The following is a 19,367-nucleotide window of genomic DNA, read 5'->3' as shown; positions in this document are numbered from 1 at the left end:
ATTGCTGACCGCCTTCTGTAACATATCTATACGTTATGAGAATTCTTTATATACATGATATCACGGATACTTGGAATGTTCAAGAAATCGCATAACTTCTGCAGGTTCCAAGTCGCGTGCGACAATTTTACCTGTTGGGTCAACAATCAGATTTGAAGGAAAAAAATGTATCTTGTAAGTATCTAAAAACAGCCTGCTGTAGTCAAAACGCTGGGACCAGGGGATTTTATATCGGTCTATTGCACCTTTCCAGTCTTGTGTACTTGTTTCCCTCACTGATATCCCAACAAATTCAAGATTAAATTCATCCCTTCTCTTATAGATATCTTTCAATGCCGGCAGTCGGGCTAAGCATGGAGCACAATGGCTGAACCAAAGTTCTACAAACAAATATTTACCTTCCCGCTTAAATGTCTCTTTATATTTCCTACCAGTTGTATCTATAAGTGAAAGTTCAGGCAAATGGCCTCCGGGTAAGACGGCTTGCACATCAAGAAAAGATTTTTTGACAGCTAGCCCAAGCCTACTTTGTTTAATTTCAGGAGATAAACGATTAAATGTACGTTCCAATTTGGGAGAAAACCGTTCCCTTAAACAACTGTCAATTATCCATACAGATAAATATTCATTCTTATAGACATTAACCAAAGAGTCGGTAAAATCATCACGTTTATCATTTATCGATTGTTTTAATTCTCCAAGTTTTTTTTTGAGCCCTGGGTCATTATTACTCGAGAGATTTATACTGAGGCGGTCAAGGCTGTCAGTTAGCCACCTCAATTTCACCTCAGATGCCCGAAAAGCCTCAAGATAATGTAGATTAAGATCGTTAGTCCGCGATCCTTTAAAAACAGGAACGCCATGCTCAAATGTCGCGCTATCCAATATGACTTCCTGTTTTCCTAAATCAATATAGAAAACGGGAGAATAAAGCCGGGTACCGTCTGTCCCGGTAAAAATTAAAAATACCCTGATTGGATTACCGATCGTGCCTTCAAATTTACATTTAGAATTTTCAAGCTTCTCCGTTGAAGAGTTCTTTTCATCCAATAATTCTTGATAAAACTTCCTTAGTTCCAATCCCCCCCCATGGCTGCCTTTAACGTTCACATTAAGGGTATATCCTGCCTTTCCAACTACGTGAAATGAAATGATTATCAGAGCAAAAAAAATTAAAACCTGTTTTTTCATTCTTAGCTATTTTGGATAAGAAATCGAAGAATTAAATTAAACCACAGTAGCTGGCCTGGCTACCGTGGTCATAACTATCTTTTAGCACAGATGTCCCTGCCCTGGCTATCGATGTTACAAAAACAGAGTGAATCACAAAAACTGCCCGTTACCGGATCACATGCTTTCCCAACACACGCAGGCACTCCCTGACCAGTTGATGTTGTAACTGTACCACCCAATACATTTTTTAATTGCACCCTTGAAAGCACCTCATCCGCGCCCAAATTGATTGCCATTAATTTTAGCTTTTTCATTTTGATAAATTTTAGATTTGTTTTCATCGCCTTTTTTAAGACCCGGAGATGTTACGGTCATCCTCTTTTGTTTTTACTCGAGTTAAACAGAAAGAAAATATTTTAAATCAGCCACACTATAAAGTAACGGCAGTTCGTAATAGGTTGTACTTGGAATACCATTAACTGAATTTCCGGAAAGAAAGAAAGTTGGCGTATATTCAATCTCAGATTCCTCACACCATTCCCACATCGCGCGAATTTTTTCTTCCTGTTTAGCGAGCTCACCGTTCATCGGATATTTGAGGGCAAAAGCCGCATAGTCTTTTTTTTCGGCCAAATACCAGTCGTCTAGGGCACCTTTTATGGTATCATCGTTAAATCCATTGGCAATTGCCAGTAAATGGCTTACCGGTTTTCGCTTGATATCACTTTCGTTTAGAGAAGCAGTGAAGATAATTTGAATTTGCAGATCGTCATTATTATTAAGCAATGCCTCCATTGGTATATGCGCTTTAGCACAAGGATTACAATATGGGCTGCAAACTTTAATCAATTTACGGGAAGCATTTCGGTTACCAAGAGTGATACCTAAGCCCGAAGGGTCTATATTAATCGAGCGTTGCTTGGATAACATTGCTTCAAATACGATAGGGTTCTGCTTTAACCGCTGTAACTCAATGCTCAGGTTTTTCTTTTCCTTTTTTGCATTTAAGGCCGGCAAAAAGATCGAGAGCGTAACAAAGGGGATGGAAAAAAACATCAACAGATGCAGCACTGTTTCCGTTTTTAATACACCCAATAAAGATAAACTCAACCAGCCTGCGCTTGCGGACACAATGAACTGAAGAAACAATGTCACCTGTACAATAAGGCACAAAACACACCATTGCTTGATAACATACCCCTGGTAATAAATAGAATAAAATATGTAAGGCAAGGCTAATATATTTATCCAGCTAATGATCGCCAAGGTATTTTGATTCATTCCTCCCTCAAAAAGCATAGTCATCACTAAACCGGCAAAATAGCTGAAGCCAATTCTGCTCCAGGGAATACCGTAAATTTTAGCACCGGAGGATTGAAGTACAGCCCCACAGTTAACTTTGCTACCCGTACTACATATTTGACGCAACAATGGATTATGCTGATCATGCTCATACCAAATCAGTAACATGCCCGCCGCCGTGCCGCACATAGTCAGCAGAATGTATAAAAATGAAGGTATTGCCTCCGTACCACCGACAACGATCCAGTTTAAGGCAATCAGCAAAGCAAAAATTGGAAGTGCAAGCCCAGTTACAGAATTGACTATAGATCGCCGTTTTTCCTCTTTTTCCTTAACTTTAAAATCCTTATCACCTGCGCCATAGCCTACTTCTGTCAGTAGGACTATATTGGAACACCTGGATAAAAATTCCGGGGTTCGCTTTATAACCCATTTATGGTCTTCGGGATCAAAGAAGCAAATCTCTTCTGAATCTATCGCCTTAACAATAGTAAAAAAATCAAGATTATCCTTTATGCCTTTGATCTGGGTAATAAACGGAACAGGTACACTGGTCAGCTTTTCCGGCTTGAAACTGAGGCTGATATTGTTTATTCCGTAATTAGCCAAAACGTCACTGACACTTAATAAACTTGGGTAATCGGGGTGTTCTTCAAGTTCCTCAGTCAAAGTTGTCGCTGTTATGGATACATTAAGAATTCGGGTCATGAGGAACACTATTTCCGGACAATTGCTACGAACTTCCAGAAATCGGCTGAAAAAATACCACATAATTTATAATAGAGCTTAGATTACATAAAAAAACGAAAGAATCACTAATATTCCTTCTATTTTTTATAAATATATAAATTTATTCATTTTTAATATTAAAATATTTCTCTTTTTTTTAATATCCAACAAAAAACCAACGTCTATTTCCGCTATACGGCCCCTTATATTAAACCATATAAGACTAAAGGACCAATACCCAGACAATTCCGTGTAGAAGTTGAATAATCGAGGGCTACCGGCTTAATTTCTGTTACGTTCAAGATCAGTCAATATTTTCTGCGACTGCGGTCGATTGGATATTTTGGCGGAATAGTCTTTATAAATTGCATTACAGGCAGGAATCACCCGTTGTAATACGCTATTGCATAATCACATTGCAACAAATAAAATGACTGCATTGATTGCGTTTTCGAGTAATGGGGTTTTCCCCTTTCTAGCTGTGATTCAGGGCCACCCATAGCGAATGTTAGTGAACAACAAGGCCCATATTTATTTGACAATCAGAATTCGTTACGGTTGGTACTAATTTCCCGATACAAAAAAAGTATGTAATGTCAGCGGATCTGTTCACTGATAATAAGGTTACCACAAAAATTGATGCACAAAATATCTTAGATGATCAAAATTTTAACGTTGAAATCAGCTACCGGTTTACAAACAATTCAGCTTGCCATTCCTTCGCATAATTCCGCGTCAATTCAAACGGCTCGGTGATATAATATTACAATGCAGCTTTCGCAATCTTGATTTCTTGAAAATCATATTTTTTACTTAATCCGTTACCTGACAAACCGTTAATGAAATCACCTGCACCCAGAACTCTATAAAAAAAGGCCGCCTTGATATGGTTGGTCGCGCCAAAAGATAAATGGTCAACTTCCATATTTTTGTTGTAAGCCATTGCGCAATGTACCAATAAAATTATTGGATAGATAAGTTTGCCCTTTTCAAATCAATTTTTAACACTTGACATTTGCATGAATACCTAAACATCATTATTTAAGTTTTAACAAAATTTTCTGTATCGTTAACCAGAAGATTTTCCAAGACTTTGCATTCTCAATAAAAGAAAGTGTCAATAATTTTGACAACTTGCCTAAAATAATACTCTAAACCAGAGTCGAACCGACATGCTTCCAGATGCGCATTAGCGACTAACGCGTCTTTGAATTCCTTTGTGTAAGGTTTGTAGTTTTATATTTAAAATATTTATCTTTGTTTATCAAGCACAAGCGATTTGATTATTTAAGGGTGATCTATTAGGTGACCTCAAATTGAATAGAAATACAAAGCATTGATTTACAGCGGACGTTGGACAGATTATTGTTCCCTAACTCTCCGCCAAGTATTATTCAATTAGGATCAAAAGCGCTGTAAATAAATGATTTACGGCGTTTTTTGTTTTTAGTCCTCACCATGTATTGGTTCTTAAATTAACCACTGTCCTCTTCCGCTTCATTTTCTGCTTCTTCGGCAAGCCAACTCCAACTGGTGCAACGCCTGTCTAAATTGTTGATCTTTTCGAGTTGCTCGGGCGCGCCGCCAATGCACTGCTCCAGGTCGTTTAGCAGTGAGAATACCTGGTAACTTGTTATCGGAGTGGACGGCTCAATCGGCGGTAACTCCCAGTATTCCGGCTTCTTTTTATTTTCTTCCATTCCTCGGATTTTCTGTTTTTAATGCTTGACAACTTTTGTATTATTATGTATAAGTTTCTGTTGAGAGGTGTTATTTTGGACCACGCAGACGATTTTAGTCAAAACTGGCGCATTCAAGGCGAGAATAATCGACCTTTGGATGAAACGACAATTGATCAATTTATAGCCACACATGGACGTGAGCAAGCGATAGGGTACATACGTGCAATTCAAGATTTTGTGAATGAACTCGAATATGGACTTTTTGATACAAGACCTGAATTCGGCACGAGCCGAAAACCACTCACTCGAGTGAGAAATAACTTTGAAAAACTTTATCTTCATAAATCAAATTTTTTATCGTATGTAAACGAGAATCAGATACTCAATCCCGATCCTCAACCAGATTGATTACGATGCAAAATTGATATGATAAGAACGTTTTAAAGTCTTTTGGAATTTCCAATAATAAAATTGGAAAATTCTATATTTATTTGAACTTATATCTATCCAATTATGGACATACCCAACCTTATCTATAGGAAGTTTTACAATGCGATTAAAACTGAATTTTTGAAACATTTGAGTGAGCCGAGGCGTAAGGCAGTACAAAATCGCGACAATGTAATATGGTATGAATTAGTTCCGAATACAACAACTCAATATGTAATAGCCAAGTTGTTTGCGCCTATCAATATTTCGCCGAAATATTGATACAATAAATTTTTAGATTCAACAAAAGACGATGTAGAATTTGTGACACTAAAAGATGATATTTTTTTTAGAGCGTGTTATAAACTTTTACAATTACGGAGACCGGGACAGTTAAATTCATGGAGTGCATTAGAGCCGATAGAAAGATGCCAATTAATGTTACAGCTATATTTGGAAGCTTATGAACCTGTTTTGTTTTCTACTTTTCCTGAATTAAAGGTTTTCGATAGGTTAACCGGTAAGTTCGGCGTCGTCTTACAGCAAAATTCTCCTGATACCTTAATCTCAGCAGACGAAAACGCTCAAGATTCTAATAAAACCAGTGTAATTCCTGATGATATTTTATTAAATACAAATGAAATGCTTGCGGTTGTAACGAAATACATGTCGTTACTATCCAATGGAAAGTATATAGAAGCTTTTGAAATGCTAAGTTTAAATACTCGACAACGCGATTGGAATAATAATCCGTTAGATTTCGCGGCACAGTATCACTTCACATTTGAAATTAATCTTCTCAGCATCTCTCAAGTTCGCGCACGGTTTGATAGTTATCATCAGCGGCCAGAAGCCTATTGTTTTGTTGGGTATGAACAAAACGTTTTATCACGGACATCTGATGAATTAAAAAGATTGTTATTTGAGGACCATAAAATAGAGTTAATCGTTGAATTTGCGAAAGATGTTAATTCATTCATTAGATTGGCTGAACAAAGTGGCATTAACGGGTTAAAAGATTTGTCTATTAGAAGTTTATTTAGTGTTGAATTCGTGGATCTATTACTGAATTTTGCAAAATCTAATAGAGCAGAATATAAAGCACTTTTCCCCAAAGATTTTGAGTTGACCGTTCATCAATTCGTCGAATTAGATTTATCGTATGAAAACGGCGAGTGGTGGATAGAGGATCATATACCATTTAATGCAGGTTATTATTTTGAGAACGGCTTTGAGAATGATCGCTCAATGCGGATTTAAATAAGTTTAAATGAAATTTGTGTAAGTCAATCTAACAAAAAGCCCCTAAGTATCAAAAAAAAGAACACTCGCTAATATAGAGAATTGGTATTCACGTGGATTATTTTCGTACCTATTTCGTACCAAAACAAAAAAGCAGCCACATTATTCATGTAACTGCTTCATTTTCAGTGCGCCCACCTGGGCTCGAACCAGGGACCAAAAGATTATGAGTCTTTCGGGGTAACCACTTTACAGTGGGGCAAAAAGTAAGTTTCTGACTTACAGAGGCTAATTTAAGACTATTTTTCGATTTGGTCAAGAATGGTCTGTGAAGTATTTGTGAAGAATTGTAATTTTTCAAATGCCTTAAACGATTTCAAAATCACAAATCAATCTTAGAAAGATCACTCCCTTAACTGCATTTTTTCAATCAATTTTTCAACTCTTCGATAGCGCGCCTCCTTCTCCTTCATATTATCGCGTCCAATTAGGTGAAGAATTTCGAAATGATGTCTACCTAATATTATGTTTACATCCTTTTGCATTTCCTCCCCAGTTTTAAGGTCAATTGCATAGGTCTTATTGATGTCTGGGCCCTGATAGTCTGAGTTTAGCCGGATCAAAACGTTTTGCATATTGAATAATTCCACGTACGCATATAATACACGTTTACTTTTATCTCCTCTCAAGTGTATGATATGAGAAACCTCATTTTCTCCAAGATTATGAATTTCGTACCGTTCCGGCCTGACGTAAAAGAAATATGCCATTTCATTTGGAGCTTCTTTTCTTATTACGCTAATAGCCCGTTGAACCCACTCGATTTCATATCCCAATTTTATGTAGAAATTGACCGCAATTTTAATTACCGATCTAAAGAAGTCTTCCCCTCCGAACCCAATATCAAACTCTTCATTAGATAGCGAATTCTGAATTTTATAATACTCACCAGCAGGCTTTTCCTCATAGTATCTTTCTGAAGATATTGAGTATTTCTTTTTTAGCTGTGCTTTCTTTTCCTCTATGAACTCCTTAAATTGGGAATCCTCCACAAATTCTGTAATTTTTCTACCATCGGGTAATATCGTAGTCAGCTTGGAATGAGGTCTAAGCCCTTTACCTACTATCTTAAAATCGCCTTCAGAACTTTTCATGGCGACGGCTATATTCTTTCGTTCCCTCTGCCTGCTGATCCCCAAAAGGTCTGTAAAATTTTCAAGCTGGTCATTTAAGACTTGATCGATGCCACTGCCAAAAAGATTGTTACAAGCAATACATAAAAGGCCTCTTGTTTTCCACCTTCCCCCAATACTATTGTTAATGATATGCTCAAGGCTATTATTAGTACCGTCGAATCGCACACCGCAGCTATAACAACTATCCATTTGGTAAATTCCTTTTTTAATAAAGATCGCACTAATTGCTATATGATAAAAATGACTCCATTTATTTAATTTTATCATTTACTAAACATCACAATATTTTATGAAGGGATTGAACCGAGTTGTCTTTTTTTCTAAGCAAGATCTAATGGGACATACAATGCTCCAGAAAGCAGAAAGACTGTTGGAAAGCGACCTTGATCTTAAGATATTGGATCTGAATAGCCTTTTAGAGTTTCATCATATTCAGGAGTATTTTGAAAGCGGGCTATTTCTCCACAGTTGGTCCGCTGAACAAAAAAGCAAATATTCATCGATAGTAAAAACAGCGATCGCTCAGTTACGGGTCTATTTTTTTCAATTGGCTCCTGATCGTTTTAAGGAAGAAATTGCGAATCTTGAATACGACAATAGAGAGAATTTTTGGGTACTCTTCAGATATTTTGAGTTATACAAAAAAATTGATCGCGATATTTTCGTTCAACTTTTGGGTATTTTTCCAAACCATATTCGATATATCCTACCATTAAAACAGATCGTAGACCATTATAATCATGAGATCAGGACATTTTTAATGGATTACGAGGAGAGTGCAGAATTATTACTTTCTCATTATGAGCAAAAGCATGATCATGAACCCAATAATTATAATTTCCCCAAAAGTCTAACGGATGCTGACAAAGTTGACATCATTGATGCTTACCTGGATTCTGCCGATTCAAATCTAAATTATATTGAATTGGCAAAGCACGCCAAGTACTTGAAGCTTCCCCCAAAAACAATATTAAAAGCCCATAACAAAGCTGACGACATTAAGGAGCTATTCCTTAATGATGAAAATAGCATAAGTGTAAAGATCAGTGCAAGCCTGGTCGATAACCAGGAGGAGCCGGTTGTTGTCACACATGATGAGGAAGAAGGCACAACTTATACTTACAGTCGAAAGTATTTTAACTGCTTACAAACACAATTTGAGCTATTCTCAGTCTTTTCAGATCTGTTTTTTTATACAAACGATGAGGAACTGATCGAACTGGTTAATAAAGATTCTCAAATGGATACCCTTGAAAAGGTATTTATGCAATCCAAAAGCGAGTACCATACGGGAATGATTTTTGCCCGTAAAGACATGATCTCGCTTGCGCAACTGGGGATATTCATCCACTATTTAAAAGAGCGTAAACTTTCTATTGAAAATATTTTGCAGGGGTTTGTAATAACTTTTTTCAAAGAGAAATGTAAAGTGGAAAATTTGACCTTTCACGCACCTTCGGCCGATTTGAACGCCTTTGAAAAGATCAGGTTGTTCGCACCAGAAATGGAATACTTGCTGAAGCAATATAAAAATTTGGCATCTGAAGGCAACATCGATCATGATCTGCTTCAGGTAGATTCCAACCCGATAAATTACAGCGACCTTAAAAGCCTTATAAAGCAAAAATATGTGACCTCTGACCACCAAGTTATCAGAATGATCGGTCACCTATTCTTCGATAAGAACAGCATATTAGCGGAAAGAAAAAAAGGTTCAAAACAACGGTCAAATCTATTTCAATCCTTTAGAAAAGATAGATTAAAAAAGTCCGATTTTGAAAGCTATCAGATCGATCACTTGGATCATCTTATCTCAGACGGTTTTTTAAAAGTTAATGACATGGGTGAGTTGATAATGACCGATCCTATCCTAATTTGGGTTTCCGGTAAAATTTGGGAAAATGGAAGCATAAATTATGGGCATGTTGTACCGGTTATTCAGCAAGAGATCGACCGAATGATCTCCAATGGTTTCCTCCTAACCTCAGACAGTTTATTTACTAAGGAAGAAGTCAGCTATATCAATTACTACCTTAACAAGAAAGAATTCACTAATGGCAAAGATCTGAGGAACAAATATCTTCACGGCTCGAACAATAGAGATAGTGCAAAACAAGAGATGGACTACCTTTATTTTTTAAGGACGACAATTCTGATCTTATTAAAGTTAAAGGATGATTTGGAACAGTATAGTGTATTATGCTGACTTCTTTAACATCCAATACTTTTTACTCTTCAACAGGTATTTTCGATTTACTCAGTTCGGAATTTAACTTATGGCCTAAAGACTCATGATCTTCAACAAAATTTCAATTAGGGCAATCACAATACTTGCCCACTTCCTGATCGTTTCAAAGTTTGTTTTTTTTAATTTTTTCATACCAGCAAATCACCATGGTAATATGATGGTAACTAACAGGTAATTCCCTAAAACCAATATTACCGGATTACTGGTGACCTGTATCTGCTTTGTATGTTTTGGGCTCTGTAGAAAATTTTATCTTGGTAGTGGTTTTCTCAGTATTGTCGAACTGGCTAAAAACGGCATGAAGGAAATCGATCATCGACATTTTTATTTTTCTTGTGCCGTAAAGTGATTTATGGATCAGATAATAAGAGTAGCGGATATATTCGATGGGGATCTCAAGCTGTGGAAGCCTTTTTGTTATGACCGGAACATTTTCAGTTTCAAGATAGGCCACAGTGTAACTCAATAACAATTGGTAATCATCTTCCTTCATGATCTTTCGACCGGCATGATTAAAGCCGGACATATACCTGAGTATTTCTTCCATGACCAGCTTTTTATCCTCAAGGGTTTTTCCTTCATTAATTATTGATGCTGCATAGGCTTGCCCGGATCTTAACTGATCGAGCATCTGGATTCTTTTACCTTCACTTACACACTTCTCAATAAATTGTGTGTCTAAATAGTAGGCTGTGGTTATTTCGTCCATTGCCGGCATTTTTTGGCGAAAATCCGTTAGCGTATTCACGATATACGCCATTTTTTCATTCGTGGATGTCAGCTTATTGACCTCTTGTTTTAAAATATCAAAATCAAATTCCCAGCGGTGGTTAATAATATCTTCATCCTGATCATATGGCTTTAAAATATGCCTGTAATCAACAATTTGCATAAATGGTATCCTTAAATCCGCAAATTCCGGATGGTGACTCAACGCACCTAACAGACGGTCAATAATGACCACATGGTCATCCTCTAATAGTCGATATTTTTCGGGAAATGATTTCAGCAGGTTAAGGCAGGCAAATGGTTTATCCCTATTCTGAAGTACAAAATGATACGCCTCGTGTACCGCAGCAACAAAGGTTTCAAAACTTATTTGACAATGTGGCTTCTTATGTCCTGTAAATTCAAAATACCATCCCTGTGCATTAACATTAAAATGCGGGTCATTACTTCCAAGGTATTGGTCAAGGTCGATCTCACTCATTTTTGATGATTACGGTTCATGAGGTGAATGTATTGAAATAATTATTTACCGCCAATTCGCTTTTTTAAGCCCACATTAAGTTTGTCAAAGGAAAGGTCCCTACGCATTTCATTGACAATGGCATCAAAATAATCGTTTGTTTTTTCCTCAAATTCCTCGACCTTTCCGCCCGTAGCCATTTCCTCCAGAAATTCCTCATGGTCTAACAGGTCGAAATAATCATAGATCTTTTCCAAAATACTATCTGGCACCACTAAAGATTGTTCGTAGATCGTATCCTCCAGCTTATAATAGCTTTCGTCCAGTTGACCGTTTAACTCTTCTTTGGCCGACTTTATATTTCCGCCCTCTGACCGGATGTCCTCAAATTCATTGGAACATTCAATAAATGTCGCTGCTGTTTCGTTCAATACTTTGATCAGCACTTGGTATGCCTTGATCTTTTCTTCAAATATTTTATTTTCATTAGGAAGTTTTCTGCTCATCCAATAGTTCAAAAAACCGAGGATAAACGCACAGACCGCTATGAAAGTACTGATACAACTTAGCAGTAATGGGTAGTTCATGATGCGATGGAGTTTAGTTGAGTTAAAGGAATGAAGATAACTAAATCACCGTAATTCCTTGTTATTCTTTTGAACCGAACCGGTACAGCAGGTATACAAGCGCAGGAAGGATCAATACACTGCCGCCAAGCAATGCCGTAGCAAGGACGGTTATGGTCCTTTCCGGCGCGTGTTCTTCCAAGAGCGATAAAGTGGAGCCGTCTTTGAGCAATAATATACCGGGATAATGGCTATGTGTCGCGGCCACTAAGATGAAAAACAGGAATCCACCTGCGGCCAATCGCATTTGTATGATCTTTCCTCGGTTAAGGGCTATCCATAACATCACAAGGCTGACCATACTGCCGCAGGTCATGACCTGCTGTAAGGTGCCAGCCCACAGAAATCCGGCTAAGGGTAATTGGCGGTGCGCGGCGATCATCAGCGCGGCGATACCCCATCCCAGTAGACTGATGGAAAACAACCTGATCCTGCGGACCAGGTACCGCCGCTCATTGTTTTCGCTTACCACCCCGATAAGGTAGATGGCGGCAAGAAGGCCGCAAAGGCATACGGTAGCAAACCCAACACAGACTGAGAACCAATTCAGCCAGCCATCAAGATAGGCAGACCGGAAATCTGATGACCCGGGATCGATCGTGCCACCAACGGCACTGCCAATAATGATCCCGAGGAACAGCGGAGTTATAAAACTGGAGTAAATAAAGATGCGGTCATAGACCCTTTGCATCTGGTCATGAACGGCATCATAGTTTCTGAAAGTAAATGCAGTACCCCTGGCAATGATACCGAATAACATGATGACCAAGGGTATGTGCAGGTGTATGGAAACGGTATAATATACCGATGGAAAACCAACAAAAAGGATCACAACGGCAATGATCAGCCACATATGGTTCGCTTCCCAGATCGGCCCTATGGCACGGTAGGCCGCTTGTTGGATACCTTTACGATGCCGCCCTCGTGCGAACAATTCAAGGATACCTGCGCCGAAATCAGCACCTCCCATCAGCAGGTAGACCAGTAGTGATGACCATAAAAATATAATGATGACTGTTAACATAGCTTATTGGTTTTGATCATATAATTCCGGGACCATTCTGATCTGTCGCAACAAAAGGAAGATCACGGCGATGCTCAGCGTAAAATAGACCAGTGTGAACAGGTAAAAGGAATAGCTTATTCCCGGCATCGGGGTTACCGCGTCCTTTGTGCGCATGATCCCCTGAATGATCCATGGCTGACGGCCAACCTCTGTAACCGTCCAGCCGGCCTCTACGGCGATGAAACCCGCCGGGGTGGCCAGTACGAACAGCCACCTGAACCACTTTCGGGATAGCCAGCTTCGTTTTTTCCAGATCGCTATCAGGTACAGAACGGCAAGGCCTGCCATGAACATCCCCAAACCGACCATGATCTGGAATGCGTAATGGACAATCGGAACAGGCGGTTTATTTGCAGGTGCGATCTTATCAAGACCGGTAACGGTGCCTTTGGTATTTCCATAGACCATCAGGCTGAGCATACCGGGCACCTTCAGGGCATAGTTCACTGCTTCTTTCTTTTCGTCCGGTATCCCGCCGATGATCAGTGAGGCATTTGATTCCGTTTTGAAGTGAGCTTCCATTGCCGCCAACTTGGCGGGTTGGTTCTTAGCAACGAATTTCGCGGAAATATCGCCGCTGAAAGGCTGGATCAAAGCTGCGACGATGGCAAAGACGATCGATATCCTGAAGGCTGTCAAATGAAATTCGGTATTCTTGTTCTTCAGCAGCATCAGGGCATGGATACCGGCAACAGCAAATCCTGTTGCCGCGAATGCCGCTATCGCCATGTGCAGGGCTTGTGAGAACCAGCCGGGATTGAACATCGCAGCCAGCGGATCGATCTCACCAAAAATGCCGTTATGATAGGTGAAGCCCGCGGGCGAGTTCATCCAGCTGTTCGCGGATACGACGAGCACGCCTGACAATATACCTGTCAGGCCCACAACGATGCCGGTGAACCAATGGAACCAGGCATTCAGCCTTTTCCAGCCATAAAGGAAAAATCCCAATGCGATCGCTTCTATAAAGAACGCGGTACCTTCCAGTGAAAATGGCATCCCGATGATCGGCCCCGCATACTTCATGAATCCCGGCCATAACAAACCAAGCTCAAACGATAACGCAGTTCCTGAAACCGCCCCGGTAGCAAAGAAAATAGCGACGCCCTTGCTCCAGGCTTTAGCTACATTACGGTAGCGTACCTCCCCGGTACGGAGAAATTTGTAGTGGGCGGTCGCCATGAAGAACGGCATAACCATTCCGATACAGGAAAAAACAATATGGAAGCCCAATGATAAGGCCATTTGTGATCGTGCAGCTATAAGATCGTTCATAAGGAAGATTTGATTTCAGCTTGATACCGTCAAAGCTATGCTGCTGCGGTTCGCATGGCCTTTGGGTTTCAAATAAACCGCTTTGAAAATCAATCTGTACCGACAGTGGGATAGCCTCTGGTCAATCGTTTTCAGAACTTATGTTCTCCTTGATTTCAACAGGCTTTTATTTGAAAGTAAAAGTTAGCCGAGAGCCTTTTGGCTGACCTTTGGTATCGAACGACCGGGGTTTATCCGGCTTCAAATTTACATTCATATCTGCCATGCAAAAACTAATTAGTTCTTTCCTGTTCATGATCGCACTGATCTTCGCAAATGCACGCGCAGATGCTCAAAACACTGTCATTACGGGTGTGATCACTGATGCTGCTGATAAACAACCAATACCAAATGCGAGTATTGCCGTGGTCGGCTCCAGCCAGGGAACGAGTTCCTCCGTCGACGGAAGATTCAGGCTGGTACTAAGCGGAAGCTATACCCAGGTGCGGGTTAGTTCCGTTGGTTATGGTGAACAACTAAAGAACTTTCTGCCGGGCCGGGAACAGGCCCTGAACTTTGTCCTCCGCGCTTCCTCTCAACAGTTACAGGTAGTGACCGTTCATTCAGGTAAAAAGAAAAAGTATACGAACAAGAATAATCCGGCAGTTGAACTGATCCGCAAGGTGATCGCCCATAAGCCGGAGAACAGGCCGGAGAGTTACCCTTACCAGCAATACACTTCCTATGAGAAGATGATCTTTTCGCTCAGTAATCTTTCTGAAAAGTTCATGCACAAAAAGATCTTCAAGAATTACCAGTTCCTGTTCCGGGAACAGGATTCTACCGCTATTGGCGGCAAGAATCTGCTTCCCCTGTATATGGAGGAAAAGCTTTCCGATAACTTTATCAGTAAACAGCCTGAGCGGAAAAAGCAGGTCGTGCGGGCGACCAAGCAGGTCAAGTATGATGAGAATTTCGTGGACAACCAGGGATTGCAAAGCTACTTCAACCGGATGTACCAGGATATCGATATCTATGACAACAATATCAGTTTATTGAGCAACCAGTTGCTCAGCCCGATATCTGATAACGCGCCGGGTGCTTATAAGTTCTTTATCACAGATACCATCAGGAATCAGACACCGCAGCTGATCGAACTGAGCTTTACCCCGAGGAATACGACCGATATGCTCTTTGAAGGGCGGATCTACATCACCCTTGACGGGCATTATGCGGTCGAGCATGCCGTGCTAAGCGCTAATAAAAACATTAACCTGAACTTCATCAGGCGGATGGAGACCATCCTGAAGTTCGACCGTTCGGCAGATGGTAAATATTACCTGAGTAACAGCGACCTGAAGATCGACTTTGGTATCAATAAGCAGAAAGGCGGCGGCATATTCGGTGAACGGAATGTCGTGATCAATGACTTTCGCATCGCTCCGCCCAAACCCATCTCGTTCTTCGACGGCAAGGATGTGGTCGTTGAACAGGGCGCGGATGAAAAAAGTGATGATTTCTGGGTTAAGAACCGCCTGGATACCCTCAAACAGGCCGAGGCTGATATTTACAAGAATATCGATAGCCTGCAAACCATTCCTTCCTTCAAACGGACGATGGACATTGCCACATTATTACTGGCGGGGTACAAAAAATTCAACTGGTTCGAGGTCGGCCCTGTGAATACCTTCTATAGCTTCAATCCTGTCGAGGGCTTCCGCCTCAGGCTCGGCGGTCGGACGACCACCGACCTCAGTAAACGCTATTATTTTGAAACATATGCCGCGTATGGCTTCAAGGACGAAAGGATGAAGTATTTCCTGAGTGCCACTTATTCCATCAACGATAAATCTATCTATAAATTCCCGCAGCACTATGTCAGGGCCAGCTTTCAGCACGATACCAAAATACCCGGGCAGGAATTGCAATTCGTACAGGAGGATAACTTTCTTTTATCCTTTAAGCGCGGTGAGAATAACCTCTGGCTGTATAACGACATCTTCAGGCTGGATTATGTACAGGAATATGAGAACCACCTTTCTTTCCGGTTGGGCTTTAAAAAATGGGATCAGAACCCGGCGGGCGAGCTGCGCTTTATTGACGGCGCGAATAATCCGGTGAACGATGTAAGGACCTCGGAGGTATCCGCTGAACTGCGATATGCCCCGAATGAGAAATTTTACCAGGGTAAGCTTTACCGGACCCCCATCATCGATAAATACCCGATCATCACGCTACGGTATAACCAGGGTATCAAAGACCTTTTCGGCGGCGATCATAATTACCAGAATATCACCCTTAACCTGAACAAACGTTTCTACCTCGGCCGTTTGGGCTATACCGATGTGGTAACTGAAGGTAGTCAACTGTTCGGAACCGCACCGTTCCCCTTGCTGGATATCCATCGTGCGAATCAAAGCTATGCTTTCCAGTTCCAGTCCTATAACCTGATGAACTTCCTGGAGTTCGTGAGCGATCATTACGCCGCGATCAGCGTAGACCACCATTTTAACGGTTTGATCTTTAACCGCGTACCCTTGCTGAAAGAACTTAAATGGCGTGAGGTCATCAATGTGAAAGGACTTTGGGGCGGCGTCCGCGCGGAAAATGATCCCTCGAACAACATAGGCCTGTTGCAATTTCCGAGGACAAGCACGGGTGCTCCGGTAACCTATGCACTGGACCGCGACCCGTACGTGGAAGGCAGTGTCGGGGTAGCCAATATCTTCAAATTACTCAGGGTGGACTACGTGAGGCGGTTCACTTACCTCGATCACCCGGGTATCGCCAAAAGCGGTATCAGGTTTTACGTAAAATTCGATTTCTGATGAATACCTTACCTGAAAATGATCAAAGCAAAAGCGAACTGCACGTTGGTGGGGCCACATGCATCGGGCATGGCGAATTCTCGGTCACCAGGCTGGTCGACTACCTGAATACGCAATGTAAAAATGCAAAGGGACTTGCCCGCAAATTGTACCAGGAGTCGATCCGCGCATTTGATAAGTTACCGAAGGACGCGGCCGTTCCTACAGTACTTGAACTCGCCGATCAGACCCTTTTCACAGGTGATGATGCCCTGACAGATATGGGACGTGTCCTGCTTTCGCCATGTGCTACCCAGGAACATTACTTTAACTGGTCAACATTTAAATATGCGGCGGACAGGCAGGTGACCCTAAAGATAGAACAGGAGATTGCCCTGCTGTTTGCTTCCGGCCATGAATTCATGGAAAGTATCATTTACCATACCCTCTGGCAAAGTTATCTTACCACGCCAAGCCCTATATCGACCAATACCTACATCCGTGTTCTTACAGACCAAGGACGTACACTATATTTTGCGGTGGCCTCCGAAGGCAGGTTCGCCGAGGCGGTAACCGCCACCGCCGTTGAGGAAATGGTTCGCCTCCTTACGGACGCGGACGATCGCTCTGTGGACCAGGGATCGCTGGTCCACTTGCTTAAAGCGGCGATCCCCATAGATCAGATCAGGCTCCGGGGATTTTTCACCTGGAAGATCAGCGACCATTCTGTTGAACATTTGTTGAAGTCCATTACCCAGCAGGCTGTGGTCAGCAATAACGAGCAGGACAATATCCAGGCCATCGCCGAGGTCAGAGAAGTTCTTGACCTGTTAAGCGGAGACCGGCATTTCCAATATGGCTTTTACCCGATGCTCCGTTTGAATGGCAGTTATATATTTGATGATCCCCGGAAAGCTACCGCCGTTCATCCCGGTCCATTGGTGGACGGTCAGCAACAGGCTGAATTGTTCGGCTTCCTTGAACAGGTGTTCAGGCACCGGAAAGACCTGATCTATCTTCGGGATATTGCTGAGCGCACTTCGACGTACGCATACCTGAGAAGTTTGCAGAGCCAGGGTGTCTGCGCTTACGCGCTTTTACCTGTCCTCTATATGGGGGAATTTGTAGGCGCATTGGAGATCCTGGCAGACCGGGACAATCCCCTGCAAAAGGTCAACCTGTTCAGGATTGAAAACTTCTTACCGGTACTCGGCCTGCTTTACAAACGCAGCGTTGATCGTTTTAATGATTCGCTTGACCGCGTGATCCGGGACCAGTTCACCTCCCTTCAGGAAGCGGTTCAATGGCGCTTCAATGAAGCGGCCCTGAATTTTATCAGGACCGATGATCCTCACGCGGAGCCGGAAGAGATCAGCTTCGACCAGGTGTACCCGCTATACGCGGCCATAGATATCAGAAATTCTACTGTCAACAGGAATACGGCCTTGTCGGAGGATTGCCACCGCCAACTGGAAGCAATGACAGTTATCCTGGATACCTGTTTCAGGGCGACCGGTTTTAGCCTGCTGAAGGAAAAGAGTTTCCTTTGCAGGGAATGGACGCAAAGGGTGAACGCTGATGCGGATACCCTGCACAGCGGAGAACTTGCCTATTTCCTCGAAACGGAAATGGTCCGGTTCTTTGAAGGTTTACGGGGGGCTTGTCCTGGTCAATACGAGGTTATCGCGGAACTCCTGAGCGAATTAAAATTACCGGGAAGCGGCAAATATGGCGCAAGCCAACGTAAGCTGGAGCGTTCCATGACCACGGTGATCGCTGCGGTGAACAAAAAGGTGGACCAGCTAAAGAACGATGCACTGGAACATTTCCCGGCTTTCTTTGAAAAGTTCCGTACAGACGGTGTGGAGTATGATATTTATATCGGTCAGTCCATCGCTCCTGAAAGGCCATTTGACCAGATGTATATCCAAAACCTCCGCTTGCTCCAATTACTGAACCTGGTCAGCATAGCATTGGAAGTGGATGAACTCCGGCCGGCGCTGGAATACCCGATCGAGATCACCCAACTTATTTTTGTTCACCCTTATAATATCGATATCCGTTTCCGGCGCGATGAGCGGCGCTTCGATGTAGAGGGCGCGTACAATATCCGGTACCATATCCTGAAAAAAAGGATTGATAAGGCGGTCATCAAAGGCAGCAGTGAGCGGTTGACCTGTCCCGGTAAGATCGCGCTGGTCTATTTTTCACAAAAAGATCTTGATGAGTTCCTGGTCCATATCCGTTTCCTGCAGGCCGAAGGAGGGATAGCGGATCAGCTGGAATACCTGGAATTAGAGGCGATGCAAGGTGTGGTCGGACTTAAGGCCATACGCCTGACCATAAACCAGCAGTAAAAGCCTTGATTTCTAAAGGTTTCTGTTGGTTTTTGAAAGTTCATCCGCAACCGTATTCCTGACCTTT

15 protein-coding genes and 1 pseudogene are annotated in these 19,367 nt (G+C 41.8%); 5 read left to right on the top strand and 11 right to left on the bottom strand.

The genetic code is table 11. The features are described 5' to 3' along the window. Positions 1–60: 60 nt before the first annotated feature. The 5 genes from MusilaSJ_RS02660 to MusilaSJ_RS02640 form a co-directional block, all read right to left on the bottom strand. Positions 61–1,191 (bottom strand): TlpA disulfide reductase family protein, encoded by a 1,131-nt coding sequence (locus MusilaSJ_RS02660; RefSeq protein ID WP_274988532.1) that lies wholly within the window; start codon positions 1,189–1,191, stop codon positions 61–63. Between the two features lie 74 nt (positions 1,192–1,265). Then, positions 1,266–1,487 carry a hypothetical protein gene (locus MusilaSJ_RS02655; protein ID WP_274988531.1) on the bottom strand — a complete coding sequence of 74 codons (222 nt, stop codon included), beginning with the start codon at positions 1,485–1,487 and terminating at the stop codon, positions 1,266–1,268. A gap of 82 nt (positions 1,488–1,569) precedes the next feature. After that, complete coding sequence (locus MusilaSJ_RS02650) at positions 1,570–3,183, bottom strand: vitamin K epoxide reductase family protein (protein ID WP_274988530.1); 1,614 nt, start codon at positions 3,181–3,183, stop codon at positions 1,570–1,572. A 784-nt stretch (positions 3,184–3,967) separates the two neighbouring features. Continuing rightward, positions 3,968–4,147, bottom strand: coding sequence for a hypothetical protein (locus MusilaSJ_RS02645; protein WP_274988529.1), 180 nt, complete (start codon positions 4,145–4,147; stop codon positions 3,968–3,970). A gap of 532 nt (positions 4,148–4,679) precedes the next feature. Next, positions 4,680–4,904, bottom strand: coding sequence for a hypothetical protein (locus MusilaSJ_RS02640; RefSeq protein WP_274988528.1), 225 nt, complete (start codon positions 4,902–4,904; stop codon positions 4,680–4,682). 45 nt (positions 4,905–4,949) lie between these two features. Here MusilaSJ_RS02640 and MusilaSJ_RS02635 point away from each other — a divergent pair, with 45 nt between their 5' ends. After that, the gene (locus MusilaSJ_RS02635) at positions 4,950–5,294 is read left to right on the top strand and encodes a hypothetical protein (RefSeq protein WP_274988527.1); all 345 of its coding nucleotides are present in this window, start codon (positions 4,950–4,952) and stop codon (positions 5,292–5,294) included. A gap of 474 nt (positions 5,295–5,768) precedes the next feature. Continuing rightward, complete coding sequence (locus MusilaSJ_RS02630) at positions 5,769–6,575, top strand: hypothetical protein (protein WP_274988526.1); 807 nt, start codon at positions 5,769–5,771, stop codon at positions 6,573–6,575. 386 nt (positions 6,576–6,961) lie between these two features. On the opposite strand, the gene MusilaSJ_RS02625 is transcribed toward MusilaSJ_RS02630, so the two are convergent. Both MusilaSJ_RS02625 and MusilaSJ_RS28045 read right to left on the bottom strand, forming a co-directional pair. Beyond that, positions 6,962–7,711, bottom strand: coding sequence for a hypothetical protein (locus tag MusilaSJ_RS02625; protein WP_274988525.1), 750 nt, complete (start codon positions 7,709–7,711; stop codon positions 6,962–6,964). Positions 7,712–7,786: 75 nt separating this feature from the next. Then, positions 7,787–7,942, bottom strand: a pseudogene (locus MusilaSJ_RS28045) (HNH endonuclease); the annotation flags it as partial. 100 nt (positions 7,943–8,042) lie between these two features. Between MusilaSJ_RS28045 and MusilaSJ_RS02620 the strand changes: the two are divergent. Next, positions 8,043–9,959 (top strand): hypothetical protein, encoded by a 1,917-nt coding sequence (locus MusilaSJ_RS02620; RefSeq protein WP_274988524.1) that lies wholly within the window; start codon positions 8,043–8,045, stop codon positions 9,957–9,959. 241 nt (positions 9,960–10,200) lie between these two features. On the opposite strand, the gene MusilaSJ_RS02615 is transcribed toward MusilaSJ_RS02620, so the two are convergent. The 4 genes from MusilaSJ_RS02615 to MusilaSJ_RS02600 form a co-directional block, all read right to left on the bottom strand. Beyond that, positions 10,201–11,211 (bottom strand): hypothetical protein, encoded by a 1,011-nt coding sequence (locus MusilaSJ_RS02615; protein ID WP_274988523.1) that lies wholly within the window; start codon positions 11,209–11,211, stop codon positions 10,201–10,203. A gap of 41 nt (positions 11,212–11,252) precedes the next feature. Continuing rightward, positions 11,253–11,777: a hypothetical protein gene (locus tag MusilaSJ_RS02610; protein ID WP_274988522.1), complete on the bottom strand. Its 525-nt coding sequence runs from the start codon at positions 11,775–11,777 to the stop codon at positions 11,253–11,255. Between the two features lie 61 nt (positions 11,778–11,838). Then, positions 11,839–12,840, bottom strand: coding sequence for a cytochrome d ubiquinol oxidase subunit II (locus MusilaSJ_RS02605; protein ID WP_274988521.1), 1,002 nt, complete (start codon positions 12,838–12,840; stop codon positions 11,839–11,841). 3 nt (positions 12,841–12,843) lie between these two features. Then, complete coding sequence (locus MusilaSJ_RS02600; protein ID WP_274988520.1) at positions 12,844–14,157, bottom strand: cytochrome ubiquinol oxidase subunit I; 1,314 nt, start codon at positions 14,155–14,157, stop codon at positions 12,844–12,846. 263 nt (positions 14,158–14,420) lie between these two features. Here MusilaSJ_RS02600 and MusilaSJ_RS02595 point away from each other — a divergent pair, with 263 nt between their 5' ends. Continuing rightward, positions 14,421–16,964: a DUF5686 and carboxypeptidase-like regulatory domain-containing protein gene (locus tag MusilaSJ_RS02595; protein WP_274988519.1), complete on the top strand. Its 2,544-nt coding sequence runs from the start codon at positions 14,421–14,423 to the stop codon at positions 16,962–16,964. Next, positions 16,964–19,300, top strand: a complete 2,337-nt coding sequence (locus tag MusilaSJ_RS02590) for a hypothetical protein (protein WP_274988518.1) — start codon at positions 16,964–16,966, stop codon at positions 19,298–19,300. Before MusilaSJ_RS02595 ends, MusilaSJ_RS02590 begins: the two co-directional genes overlap by 1 nt. Positions 19,301–19,367 lie beyond the last annotated feature (67 nt).

The organism is Mucilaginibacter sp. SJ (assembly GCF_028993635.1).
In the GTDB taxonomy this organism is placed as follows: Bacteria; Bacteroidota; Bacteroidia; order Sphingobacteriales; family Sphingobacteriaceae; genus Mucilaginibacter.
This window is presented reverse-complemented; position numbering and strand designations above follow the sequence as displayed.

Bases quoted from the DNA above. Each gene is read 5' to 3' on its own strand.
- MusilaSJ_RS02620 (WP_274988524.1), top strand. From the start codon at position 8,043: ATGAAGGGATTGAACCGAGTTGTCTTTTTTTCTAAGCAAGATCTAATG.
- MusilaSJ_RS02650 (WP_274988530.1), bottom strand. From the start codon at position 3,183: ATGACCCGAATTCTTAATGTATCCATAACAGCGACAACTTTGACTGAG.
- MusilaSJ_RS02645 (WP_274988529.1), bottom strand. From the start codon at position 4,147: ATGGCTTACAACAAAAATATGGAAGTTGACCATTTATCTTTTGGCGCG.
- MusilaSJ_RS02655 (WP_274988531.1), bottom strand. From the start codon at position 1,487: ATGAAAAAGCTAAAATTAATGGCAATCAATTTGGGCGCGGATGAGGTG.
- MusilaSJ_RS02600 (WP_274988520.1), bottom strand. From the start codon at position 14,157: ATGAACGATCTTATAGCTGCACGATCACAAATGGCCTTATCATTGGGC.
- MusilaSJ_RS02605 (WP_274988521.1), bottom strand. From the start codon at position 12,840: ATGTTAACAGTCATCATTATATTTTTATGGTCATCACTACTGGTCTAC.
- MusilaSJ_RS02640 (WP_274988528.1), bottom strand. From the start codon at position 4,904: ATGGAAGAAAATAAAAAGAAGCCGGAATACTGGGAGTTACCGCCGATT.
- MusilaSJ_RS02635 (WP_274988527.1), top strand. From the start codon at position 4,950: ATGTATAAGTTTCTGTTGAGAGGTGTTATTTTGGACCACGCAGACGAT.
- MusilaSJ_RS02615 (WP_274988523.1), bottom strand. From the start codon at position 11,211: ATGAGTGAGATCGACCTTGACCAATACCTTGGAAGTAATGACCCGCAT.
- MusilaSJ_RS02590 (WP_274988518.1), top strand. From the start codon at position 16,964: ATGAATACCTTACCTGAAAATGATCAAAGCAAAAGCGAACTGCACGTT.
- MusilaSJ_RS02610 (WP_274988522.1), bottom strand. From the start codon at position 11,777: ATGAACTACCCATTACTGCTAAGTTGTATCAGTACTTTCATAGCGGTC.
- MusilaSJ_RS02660 (WP_274988532.1), bottom strand. From the start codon at position 1,191: ATGAAAAAACAGGTTTTAATTTTTTTTGCTCTGATAATCATTTCATTT.
- MusilaSJ_RS02625 (WP_274988525.1), bottom strand. From the start codon at position 7,711: ATGAAAAGTTCTGAAGGCGATTTTAAGATAGTAGGTAAAGGGCTTAGA.
- MusilaSJ_RS02595 (WP_274988519.1), top strand. From the start codon at position 14,421: ATGCAAAAACTAATTAGTTCTTTCCTGTTCATGATCGCACTGATCTTC.